The organism is Corallococcus sicarius (assembly GCF_003611735.1).
Classification (GTDB): domain Bacteria; phylum Myxococcota; class Myxococcia; order Myxococcales; family Myxococcaceae; genus Corallococcus; species Corallococcus sicarius.
In genome coordinates this window covers 16,944-27,180 of sequence record NZ_RAWG01000109.1, presented here as the reverse complement: position 1 = coordinate 27,180, position 10,237 = coordinate 16,944, and the positions used below count along the sequence as shown (strand labels likewise).

The window sequence follows — 10,237 nt, the reverse complement described above, 5'->3', positions numbered from 1 at the left end:
GGACATGGGAGATGACCCTTTACGGGACGGGGCGCTTTGGCGGAATGTCCGGACCTCAGCGGTGTTGAGCCGGACGCCCGGGAACCCTAGGCTGCCCGCCGCCCAGGCCGACAGAGGGGACATGAACACCGACATTCGCGCGCTCACCGAACGCGTGCAGCAGGAAAGCAGCTTCGTCGAGGTCCTCAACCAGGAGACCGGCAAGGTCATCGTCGGGCAGCGGTACATGCTCGAACGCATCCTCATCGGCCTGTTGTGCAACGGCCACGTCCTGTTGGAGGGCGTGCCCGGCCTCGCCAAGACGCTGACCGTGCGCACCGTGGCGGACTCGCTCAGCGCCACCTTCATGCGCGTCCAGTTCACCCCGGACCTGCTGCCGGCGGACCTGGTCGGCACGATGATCTACAACCAGCAGACGGCCGCGTTCACCGTCCGCAAGGGGCCCATCTTCGCGAACATCGTCCTCGCGGACGAAATCAACCGCGCCCCCGCCAAGGTCCAGTCCGCCCTCCTGGAGGCCATGGCCGAGCGCCAGGTCACCATCGGCGACCAGACCTTCGGGCTGCCCTCGCCCTTCCTCGTGCTGGCCACCCAGAACCCCATCGAGCAGGAGGGCACCTACCCCCTGCCCGAGGCGCAGGTGGACCGCTTCATGCTCAAGGTGAAGGTGGGCTACCCGACCCGTGATGAAGAGAAGGTCATCATGGACCGGATGTCCGGTGGCTCTTCTCCGAAGGCCCAGAAGGTCATCGCGCTGGAGCACCTGGTGCGCGCCCGCGAGCTCGTCCATGCCATCTACATGGACGAGAAGGTGAAGGAGTACATCCTCAACGTGGTGTTCGCCACGCGCGAGCCCGCGCGCTACGGCCTCAAGGACCTGGCGGACTACATCCAGTTCGGCGCCTCGCCGCGCGCCACCATCGCCCTGGCGCAGGCCGCGCGCGCGCACGCATTCCTGCGCCACCGCGGCTTCGTGACCCCGGAGGACGTGAAGGCCATCGCCTTCGACGTGCTCCGCCACCGCATCGCGATGACGTACGAGGCCGAGGCCGAAGAGCTCACCCAGGAGAAGATCATCCAGCGCGTCTTCGACCGCGTGGAAGTCCCCTGACGGCCCGCCGCCGCCCGAGCCCGCCCACGTGCTGCCCAAGGACCTCATCCGCCGCATCCGCAAGCTGGAGATCCGCACCCGCAAGGTGGTCTCCGACATGCTCGCCGGCCAGTACCACTCGGTGTTCAAGGGCCGCGGCATGGCCTTCTCCGAGGTGCGGCAGTACCAGCCCGGTGACGAGATCCGCTTCATCGACTGGAACGTCACCGCACGCATGAACGAGGCGTTCATCAAGGTCTTCACCGAGGAGCGCGAGCTCACGGTGATGCTCCTGGTGGACGTGTCCGCCTCCAACGAGTTCGGCTCGCGCGAGCGCACCAAGGCGGAGGTGGCCGCGGAGGTGGCCGCGCAGATCGCCTTCAGCGCCATCGCCAACAACGACCGCGTGGGGCTCATCCTCTTCTCCGACCGCGTGGAGAAGGTCGTCCCGCCGCGCAAGGGGCGCACGCACGTGCTGCGGCTCGTGAGCGACATCCTCACCTTCAAGCCGAAGGGCCGGGGCACGGACCTGGCCTCCGGGCTCACGTACCTGACGCGGGTGTCGAAGCGGAAGGCCGTGACGTTCCTCGTGTCGGACTTCCTGGCCAGGGGCTACGAGAAGCCGCTGCGCCTCGTGGGTCGCAAGCACGACCTCGTGCCCGTGGTCATCGAGGATCCGCTGGAGCAGGCCTTCCCCCGCCACGGACTGGTGGAGATGGAAGACCCGGAGACGGGGGAGCGCTTCGTCGTGGACACCAGCTCCTCCGCCGTGCGCGGCCGGTTCTCGCGCGCCATGCAGGCCCAGCGGGACGAGCGCCGCAAGCTGTTCCGCAAGCTGGAGTTGGATCACGTGGAGCTGCGCGCGGGCGACGACCACGGCAAGGCGCTGGCGCAGTTCTTCCGCGCGCGCGCCCGGAGGATGGCGGCATGAGGCACGTCCTCGTCCTCGCGGCCGTGTTGTTCGTCAGCGTTCCGGTGGCGCACGCCCAGGCCCCCGCGCCCAAGGCCCCGGTGGTGCTGGAGTCGGTGACGCCCACGGGCGCGTCCGCGCGCGTGGAGCCGGAAGAGGTGCGCATCGGCGAGCCGTTCCAGTACGTGGTGACGCTCACGCACCCGAAGGACCAGCGCTACGAACTGGTGGCGCCCACGGGCGAGAGCTCCGTGGAGCTGCTCCAGCAGACGCGCCAGCGGCAGGACAGCGCCAACGACGCGACGACGACGTTCGGCCTGCGCTTCTCCGCGTTCGACCTGGGGGACGTGCAGCTTCCCGACCTCGCCTTCGACGTGGCGACGCCGGACGGGCCCCGGCGCTTCGTGCTCAAGGGCAAGTCGGTGGCGGTCGCGTCCACGCTGCCGCCCGACGCGAACGGGCAGGGCGCGGAGCTGTTCGACTACCAGCCGCCCCAGGAAGTGCCCATCCGTTCGTGGACGCTGCTCTACGCGTTGGCGGTGGCGCTGGCGGTGGGGCTGATCGCCTGGGCGCTGGTGCGCTGGTGGCAGCGGCGGCCCAGGCGCGAGAAGGTCGTCCCGGTGCTGCCGCTGGACGTGCGCGTGCGCCAGTCGCTGGACGCGCTCAAGCGCGAGGACCTGCCCGGCCGGGGGCTCGTGAAGGACTTCTACATCCGCCTCTCCGAAATCGTGCGCGGCTACCTGGGCGAGCGCTACGGCTTCGAGGCCCTGGAGTGCACCTCGTCCGAACTGATGACCACCCTGCGAAGGCTGCCCACGCCGGGCCTGCCGGAGAACGCGCTGATGCGCTTCATCTCCGAGTCGGACCTGGTGAAGTACGCCCGCGCGGACGCCACCCCCGAGTCCTGCGCGCAGTCGCTGGCCTTCGGCTACGACCTGCTGGCCAAGACGTACCTCCCCCCTCCGCCCCCCAAGCCCGATGCCTCCGGACCTCGCGTTCAATAACCCGGAGGCGCTCTGGGCCCTGCTGCTGGCGCCGCTGCTGCTCGTGCTTGCCTTCTGGGAGCGCCGCCGCCGCGCCACGCTGCGCTTCTCCGCCGCGCACGTCTTCGCAGGCGGAGGCCGCGGGCTGCGCACGTACCTGCTGCCGCTGTTGCCCATCCTGCGCGCCGCGGCGGTGGTGGCGGCCGTGGTGGCCATCGCCCGGCCGCAGTCGCGGGACTCGCGCGTGCGCGACCTGTCGGTGGAGGGCATCGACATCGTCATCGCGCTGGACCTGTCCACCTCCATGGAGGCGGGTGACTTCCGTCCGAAGGACCGCCTGAACGTGGCCAAGGAAGTGCTCGCGGAGTTCATCACCGGCCGCGTGAACGACCGCCTGGGGCTCGTGGTGTTCTCCGGTGCGGCGTACACGCAGTCGCCGCTGACGCTGGACTACGGCGTGCTCAAGGAAGTGCTCAAGCAGCTGCGCACCCGCGTGCTGGAGGACGGCACCGCGATTGGTGACGCCATCGCCACCTCGCTCAACCGCCTGCGCGATTCGGAGGCGAAGAGCCGCGTGGTGGTGCTCATCACCGACGGCGACAACAACGCGGGCAAGATTTCGCCGCTGGACGCCGCGAACATGGCCGCGTCGCTCAACATCCCCATCTACACCATCCTCGTGGGCAAGGGCGGCAAGGTGCCCTTCCCGCAGGGCACGGACCTGTTCGGCAACACCGTGTGGCGCGAGACGGAGATCCCCATCAACCCGGAGCTGATGCAGGACATCGCGGACCGCACCGGCGGCGAGTACTACCGCGCCACCGACCCGGAGGGGCTGCGCCAGGGCCTGCAGAAGGTGCTGGACGCGCTGGAGCGCTCGAAGCTGATGGAGGGCGGCGCCAGCGCCACGTACCGGGAGAACTTCCACCCGTTCCTGCTCCTGGCCTTCGGGCTCGCGGCGCTGGAGCTGCTGCTGCGCGCCACCGTCCTGCGGGTGTTCCCATGATGCCGACGCTGGAGGCATGGCGCTTCACGCTGCTGGGCTACCAGGTGGGCCTGGCGCAGCCGCTGTTCCTGGGCTTGTTCCTGGTGGGCCTCCTGCTGGGCGTGCTCGTGTTGCTGAAGGCGCTGGGCCGCAGGACGCGGCTGTCGGCGCTCATCGCGGAGCGGCACGTGGCGACGCTCGCGCCCGGCGTGTCCGTGTGGCGCCCGGCGCTGCAGGGCGGTCTGTACGGCGTGGGGCTGATGCTCTTCGGGCTCGCGCTCGCGCAGCCCCAGTGCGGCACGAAGAGCGAGCTGACGAAGCGCCGGGGCATCGACGTGGTGGTGGCGCTGGATGCCTCCAAGTCGATGCTCGCGCGCGACGTGCAGCCCAGCCGGTTGGATCGCGCGCGCCTGGAGCTGAACACGCTGCTGGACGAGTTGAAGGGCGACCGCGCGGGGCTGGTGGTGTTCGCCGGGGACGCGTTCGTGCAGTCGCCGCTCACGTCGGACTACTCGGCGGTGAAGCTGTTCCTGCGCGCGGTGGACCCGGACATGATGCCCCAGGGCGGCACCAACGTGGGCGCGGCGCTGAAGCTGGCCAAGCAGGTGCTGGACAACGCGGACCGCGGCTCCAAGGAGCGCGTGGTGGTGCTGCTGTCGGACGGCGAGGACCTCACCGGCGAGGTGCGCGAGGCCACGGATGCGCTCAAGGACGCGCGCGTGCAGGTGCTCGCGGTGGGCGTGGGCTCCGAGTCCGGTGAGCCCATCCCCGTGTACGACCGGCGCGGCGAGTTCGTGGACTACAAGAAGGACGGCAACGGCGACACGGTCATCACCCGCCTGGACCGCGGGGGCCTCACGGCCATCGCGGACGCGACGGGGGGGGCCTTCTTCTACCAGCCCAACGGCGTGGCGATGGGGCAGGTGGTGGAGCGCATCGACCAGCTGCAGAAGAGCGAGTTGGAGAGCCGGGTGACGGTCCGCTACGACGAGCGCTTCCAGGTGTTCGCCATCCCCGGGCTCGTGCTGCTGGTGCTGGGCATGGTGCTGCTGCCTTCGCGTCGGAGGCCCGCATGAGCGCGCGTTCGATGCGACGGCGCGCGGCGCGCACGGTGGCGGTGGGGCTCGCGGGCCTGCTCGCGCTGCCGGGGCCCGCGTGGGCGGTGGGGCCGCTGGAGAAGGACCACCCGCTGGTGCAGCGAGGGCGTGAGGCCTACGCGGCGGGCCGCTACGAGGACGCGCTGCGCGACTTCGAGGCCGCGAAGAAGGAGCGGCCCAACGACCCGATTGTTGAGTTCAACCGCGCGGACGCGCTGGCGAAGCTGGGCCGCGCGGCGGAAGCGCGTGAGGCCTTCAAGCAGGTGGCGGAGTCCTCGCGCCAGCCCGACCTGGCCCAGAAGAGTTGGTACAACCTGGGCAACCTCGCGGCCACGGCGGGTGACCGCGCGGAGGCGCTCAAGTCCTACCGGCGGGCGCTCACGTTGGACCCGACGGATCCGCAGGCCCGGCACAACTACGAGGTGGTGCTGCGCGACCTGCCGCCGCCCCAGAAGAACCAGCCAGATGGTGGCGCGGACGGAGGCGACGGCGGCGACGACGGCGGGCGTCCGGACGGCGGCGAGGACGGTGGCAAGAAGGGCGATGGCGGCGCGCCGGAGGATGCCGGCACCGACGGCGGTGCGGACGGAGGCGCCGATGGTGGCGCGGATGGCGGCACCGACGGCGGCGCGGATGGCGGCGGCGGTGATGCGGGGCCCGGTGACGGCGGGGCGGACGGCGGCTCGGATGGTGGGAAGCAGGACCCCAACCAGAAGGGCGACGGCGGTGCGGATGGCGGCGCCGACGGCGGCCAGGACGAGGGCGACGGCGACCCCAAGGACGGCGGCACGGACGGCGGCAGCGAGGGTGAGGAGGACACGGAGCGGGACCCGCGCGACGGAGGCGTGTCTCCGGGAGACGTCGACCGGCAGGAGGCCGAGCGCCTGCTGGATGCGATGAAGCAGAACGAGAAGAATCTCCAGCTCTGGCGTTTCCAGCAGAAGAAGAAGCCGAGGAAGCCCAATGAGAAGGACTGGTAGCGGTCGCACGGCGCTGCTCGCCGTGCTCGCCCTCCTGGCCACGGCGCCGGCGTGGGCGGCGGACATCGAGTTCTACCAGACGGTGGACCGCAACGAGGTGGGCACCACCGACACCTTCACGCTCACCGTGGTGGTGGTGGACGCGCCGTCCAACGCCCAGGTGCGCCTGCCCGAGTCCGACGACTTCGAGGTGCTGTCCTCGTCGCGCGGCAGCCAGCGCTCCATCTCGCTGTCCGGCGGTGGCCCCGCCGTCATCCAGGACGTCACGCGCCATGTGCTGACGCTGCGGGCCGCGCGCGCGGGCAGGTTCACCATCCCGCCCGCGACGCTGACCGTGGGGGGCCGCACGCTGCGCACCGAAGCCATCCCGATGACGGCGCGCGAGGGCCGTGCGGGCGGTGCGCCCCAGGCGCAGCAGGGTGGCCGGCCCGGGTTGCCGGATCCGTTCCGCAACTTCCGCAACATGCCGGATCCGTTCGGGGACGAACCCGACGTGCAGGACGACGAGCCGGTGATTCCGCGCGGGGACTCGGACCTGTTCCTGCGCGCGAGCCTGGACCGGGACGACCTCTACGTGGGCGAGCAGGCGACGCTGTCGCTCTACATCTACTCGCGCGTGGACCTGTCCAGCGTGGACGCCGTCACCATGCCCAAGCTGGAGGGCTTCTGGACGGAAGAGGTGGAGAGCCCCACGCAGCTCACGGGCGAGCAGAAGGTCGTGGACGGCATCCCGTACCGGGCCTACCTGCTGCGCCGCCGCGCGCTGTTCCCGGTGAAGGCGGGCACGCTGGCCATCACCCCTGCGGAGGCGGACATCACCACGGGCTTCCTCTTCGCGGGCCACCGCGTGCACCGCGTCTCCAACGGCTTGAAGGTGAAGGTACGGCCGCTGCCACCCGGGGCGCCGCCGAACATCTCCAACGCGAACGTGGGCTCGTGGCGGCTGTCGCTCGACGTGTCGCAGACGCGCGTGGAGCTGGGACAGCCCATCACGGTGAAGGTCATCCTGGAGGGCGTGGGCAACGTGAAGAACGTCACCCCGCCGAAGCTCACCGGCCCGGCCGCGCTGAAGATCTATGAGCCCTCCACGACGGACAAGCTCACGCCCAACCGCAACCGCATCCAGGGCCGCCGCGTGGTGGAGTACCTGGTGATGCCGCAGCGCACGGGCACCTTCACGCTGCCCGCGCTGCAGTTCCCCTACTTCGACCCCGCGCGCCGTCAGTACGACGTGGCGCGCACCGACCCGGTGACGGTCACCGTGGAGGCGGGCGCGGGAGGCGTGTCCGCGCTGCCGTCGACGATGACGCCCGCGCAGGTGGCGGACGCGGCCAACGAGCAGAAGAACGTGCTCACCGCGGGGGGCCTGCGCCCGGTGCGCTACTCGGCGCACTTCGTGGGGCCGTCGCAGCCCGTGTGGATGCGGCCGTACTTCGTGGTGGGCGTGCTGGCGCCGCTGGGGCTGCTGGCGGGCGTGGCGTTCATCGGCGGCATGCGGGGTCGTCTGGCCACCCGTTCCCAGGCGGGCCGGGGCCGGCAGCAGGCGAAGGCCGCGCGCAAGCGGCTGGCGGAAGCGGAAGCGCTCAAGGCGGGCGCGGACGCGGGGGCCTTCTACGTGGAGGTGGAGAAGGCGATGGTCGGCTTCCTGGAGGCGCAGCTCGGTTCGCCCGTGGGGGGACTGACGCGCGAGGCGCTCGGGGCGAAGCTGGCGTCGGCGGGCGTGGGCGAGGAAGCGCGCTCCCGCGTGCTCTTCGTGCTGGAGGCGTGTGACCTGGGCCGCTATGGCGGCGGCGTGGAGCCGGGAGAGCGGCGCAAGGTGCTGGCGACCGCGGCGGCGGTGATGGAAGGCTGGGGCGGATGAGCGACGCGGCGACCCAGGGCTACTACACCGCCGAGGAGGCGCAGGCCGTCTTCCAGCAGGCCAACGAGGCGTACGGCCGCGAGGACTACCCCACCGCGCAGGAGAGCTACGAGAAGCTCATCGCGCACGGCTTCGGTGGGCCGGACGTGCTCTACAACCTGGGCACCACGCACCTGGCCCGGGGCGACCTGGGCCGCGCGGTGCTGGCGCTGGAGCAGGCCCGGAAGCAGGGAGGGCGCTCGGAGGACCTGGAGGCCAACCTGGCCCTGGCGCGCGCCCGGCAGGTGGACAAGGTGGTGGGCTCCACCCCGGACGAGGCCTTCCTGCCAAGGCTGGCGGCGGCCACGGACGGCGCGGCGGCGGCCTGGGTGTTCCTGGCCGCGTGGCTCCTGGGGTTCGCCCTGTTGCTCCTGCGGCGCGTGTTCCCCTCCGCGAGGCGCACCGTGGTGGCGGTGGTGGCGGGCCTGTGCCTCACGGCGGCGGTGCCCGCGGGGATGCTCCTGGCGGCGCACATCTGGGTGCACCAGAACGTCCATGAGGCCGTGGTGCTGTCCCCCACGCTCGTTGCCCGGGAGCTGCCCCGCGCCGAAGCACGCTCCCTCTTCGAGGTGCACGCCGGCCTGAAGGTGCAGCTCCTCGAGGAGACCGGGAAGTACGTCCGCATCCGCCTGCCCAACGGCCTGGAAGGCTGGGCGGAGCGCGACGGCGTCGCTGAAATCTAGGCGGGGCCGGCCGGACCCGGGCCTCCGGGGTAGTCCGGCAAACCGGCGGTGGCCCGCTTTCGTACAGAGGGGGACTTCCCCGACGTGGCTGCGCTGGACGTCGTCGGGGCAATGTCCTACGAGGGGCCCCCGAGGAACCATGGCTGGCAACGCCCAGGCACCCTTCCACATCCTGCTCGTCGAGGACGAGCCCGTCATCCGCGAGCTGGTGCGCTCCATGTTGAGCGACGGCGCGGTGGACGTGGTGTGCGCGGCGCATGGGCTGGAGGGCCTGAAGCTGGCCCGCGGCGGCACCTTCCACCTCATCCTGATGGACGTGGTGCTGCCCCAGCTGGACGGCATCTCCGTGTGCCGCATCCTGAAGAGCGACCCGGCGACCGCGGGGGTGCCCATCTACATGCTCACCGCGAAGGCGAAGAAGGCGGACGTGGCGAGCGCGACGCAGGCGGGCGCGGACGGCTACATCCACAAGCCCTTCCGTGGCGCGGAGCTGATGGACCTGGTGGAGCGGCTGCGCGCGGCGCGAGCCGCCGCGGACTGACGCTCAGGGCAGGTGCGGGTGGAGGAAGCGGGCGAGGGCGATGAGGTCGTCCCAGTCCAGCTCGCCGAACTCCAGCGCCACGCCGTCCACTTCCCGGCGGCGGATGGTGCACATCGTGACGAGCTCCCGGTCACCCGGCAGCGGCAGCGCGATGGTGAGCGCGCGCTGAGAGTCGGCCGGGTGGGCCTGGAGGAACAGGCCGTTCATGGAGATGTCGCGGGCCTGCGCCTGCACGGTGCGGCCCGACAGGAGCACCTTGACCTGGAGCCGGGCTTCGACGCGCGGGTGGTAGCGCTCGGTCGTTCGGGGTCCGCCAGTGGGGGTCATCATCGGAGTGCTCGCCTTCGGGTGCGACAGGACGCGACAACTCTGATGCAGGTTGGCGATGAGGCAAGTTTTCCGGCTTCTTCCGCCCGTCCCGCGTCGTGGACCCGGTGCCCGTACGCCGGAGGGCTCCCGGGACGGTGTGGATGCTCGGGACTGAGTTGTTTCAGGCAGTTGGCGGCTGGCATGGGCGGTGGAAGGCAGCTCCGGCGAATCGCAGCCGGAGGCACCCCGTGGATCCAGACCGTCGCATCTCCTCGTTGAGCATCGCCCAGACCGTTCCGCGCCAGACGCCGCAGACGGACTTCGGCCCCACGTTCGCGCGAGCGGCGCGCGAAGTGGTGCGCACGGGGGCCGGACTGGTGGGCGGCATGCTGCCCGCGGGCGTCATCTCCAGCGCGGCGGTGGCCGGCCTGCGCGGCGCGGTGTCCGCCGCGGTGCCCTCTCCCATGGCGCTGACCGCCTCCGCGGCGGGCGGTGCATCCGCGACAGGCGCGAGCACCTCCGCGATGTCGGCGCACGCCACGGGGACGACGGCGGGAGGGACGACGGGGCAGGGGGACGCGTGGGACCTGATGGAGGCGCAGAAGCTGATGAACGCGGAGGGCCAGAAGTTCAACGTGGCCTACCTCGCGCTCCAGAACGAGATGCAGAAGGAGAGCCGCGAGCACAACGCCATCTCCAACATCATGAAGGTCCGGCACGACTCGGCGAAGGCCGCCATCAACAACATCCGCTGAGGCG

At 71.1% G+C, this 10,237-nt stretch carries 11 protein-coding genes; 10 read left to right on the top strand and 1 reads right to left on the bottom strand.

Annotation, left to right across the window (positions count from 1 at the left end):
* Nucleotides 1-121 precede the first annotated feature (121 nt).
* The 9 genes from D7X12_RS18555 to D7X12_RS18515 all read left to right on the top strand — a co-directional run bounded on the left by D7X12_RS18555 (nucleotide 122) and on the right by D7X12_RS18515 (nucleotide 9,169).
* Nucleotides 122-1,111: an AAA family ATPase gene (locus tag D7X12_RS18555; protein ID WP_120626603.1), complete on the top strand. Its 990-nt coding sequence runs from the start codon at nucleotides 122-124 to the stop codon at nucleotides 1,109-1,111.
* Between the two features lie 28 nt (nucleotides 1,112-1,139).
* Complete coding sequence (locus D7X12_RS18550; RefSeq protein WP_120626602.1) at nucleotides 1,140-2,021, top strand: DUF58 domain-containing protein; 882 nt, start codon at nucleotides 1,140-1,142, stop codon at nucleotides 2,019-2,021.
* A complete protein-coding gene (locus D7X12_RS18545) occupies nucleotides 2,018-3,004 on the top strand; it encodes a hypothetical protein (protein ID WP_120626601.1) in 987 nt (328 codons plus the stop codon). Before D7X12_RS18550 ends, D7X12_RS18545 begins: the two co-directional genes overlap by 4 nt.
* On the top strand, nucleotides 2,979-3,989 hold the full coding sequence (locus D7X12_RS18540; protein ID WP_120626600.1) for a vWA domain-containing protein: 1,011 nt from the start codon (nucleotides 2,979-2,981) through the stop codon (nucleotides 3,987-3,989). Before D7X12_RS18545 ends, D7X12_RS18540 begins: the two co-directional genes overlap by 26 nt.
* A complete protein-coding gene (locus tag D7X12_RS18535; protein ID WP_120626605.1) occupies nucleotides 3,989-5,044 on the top strand; it encodes a VWA domain-containing protein in 1,056 nt (351 codons plus the stop codon). Before D7X12_RS18540 ends, D7X12_RS18535 begins: the two co-directional genes overlap by 1 nt.
* Entirely contained in the window at nucleotides 5,041-6,045 is a 1,005-nt protein-coding gene (locus tag D7X12_RS18530; RefSeq protein ID WP_120626599.1) for a tetratricopeptide repeat protein, read from the top strand. The genes D7X12_RS18535 and D7X12_RS18530 overlap by 4 nt, the downstream gene beginning before the upstream one ends.
* A complete protein-coding gene (locus D7X12_RS18525; protein WP_120626598.1) occupies nucleotides 6,029-7,906 on the top strand; it encodes a BatD family protein in 1,878 nt (625 codons plus the stop codon). The genes D7X12_RS18530 and D7X12_RS18525 overlap by 17 nt, the downstream gene beginning before the upstream one ends.
* On the top strand, nucleotides 7,903-8,628 hold the full coding sequence (locus tag D7X12_RS18520; protein ID WP_120626597.1) for a tetratricopeptide repeat protein: 726 nt from the start codon (nucleotides 7,903-7,905) through the stop codon (nucleotides 8,626-8,628). The genes D7X12_RS18525 and D7X12_RS18520 overlap by 4 nt, the downstream gene beginning before the upstream one ends.
* A gap of 139 nt (nucleotides 8,629-8,767) precedes the next feature.
* A complete protein-coding gene (locus D7X12_RS18515) occupies nucleotides 8,768-9,169 on the top strand; it encodes a response regulator (RefSeq protein WP_120626596.1) in 402 nt (133 codons plus the stop codon).
* Nucleotides 9,170-9,172: 3 nt separating this feature from the next.
* Here D7X12_RS18515 and D7X12_RS18510 read toward each other — a convergent pair whose 3' ends face one another.
* Nucleotides 9,173-9,499 carry a PilZ domain-containing protein gene (locus tag D7X12_RS18510; RefSeq protein WP_120533093.1) on the bottom strand — a complete coding sequence of 109 codons (327 nt, stop codon included), beginning with the start codon at nucleotides 9,497-9,499 and terminating at the stop codon, nucleotides 9,173-9,175.
* A 227-nt stretch (nucleotides 9,500-9,726) separates the two neighbouring features.
* On the opposite strand from D7X12_RS18510, the gene D7X12_RS18505 reads away from it, so the two are divergent.
* Entirely contained in the window at nucleotides 9,727-10,233 is a 507-nt protein-coding gene (locus D7X12_RS18505) for a hypothetical protein (protein ID WP_120626595.1), read from the top strand.
* Nucleotides 10,234-10,237: the final 4 nt, after the last annotated feature.

What these genes read in the sequence shown, in the direction of transcription:
- D7X12_RS18525 (WP_120626598.1), top strand. Translation starts at nt 6,029, where the DNA reads ATGAGAAGGACTGGTAGCGGTCGCACGGCGCTGCTCGCCGTGCTCGCC.
- D7X12_RS18520 (WP_120626597.1), top strand. Translation starts at nt 7,903, where the DNA reads ATGAGCGACGCGGCGACCCAGGGCTACTACACCGCCGAGGAGGCGCAG.
- D7X12_RS18535 (WP_120626605.1), top strand. Translation starts at nt 3,989, where the DNA reads ATGCCGACGCTGGAGGCATGGCGCTTCACGCTGCTGGGCTACCAGGTG.
- D7X12_RS18555 (WP_120626603.1), top strand. Translation starts at nt 122, where the DNA reads ATGAACACCGACATTCGCGCGCTCACCGAACGCGTGCAGCAGGAAAGC.
- D7X12_RS18530 (WP_120626599.1), top strand. Translation starts at nt 5,041, where the DNA reads ATGAGCGCGCGTTCGATGCGACGGCGCGCGGCGCGCACGGTGGCGGTG.
- D7X12_RS18515 (WP_120626596.1), top strand. Translation starts at nt 8,768, where the DNA reads ATGGCTGGCAACGCCCAGGCACCCTTCCACATCCTGCTCGTCGAGGAC.
- D7X12_RS18545 (WP_120626601.1), top strand. Translation starts at nt 2,018, where the DNA reads ATGAGGCACGTCCTCGTCCTCGCGGCCGTGTTGTTCGTCAGCGTTCCG.
- D7X12_RS18510 (WP_120533093.1), bottom strand. Translation starts at nt 9,499, where the DNA reads ATGATGACCCCCACTGGCGGACCCCGAACGACCGAGCGCTACCACCCG.
- D7X12_RS18540 (WP_120626600.1), top strand. Translation starts at nt 2,979, where the DNA reads ATGCCTCCGGACCTCGCGTTCAATAACCCGGAGGCGCTCTGGGCCCTG.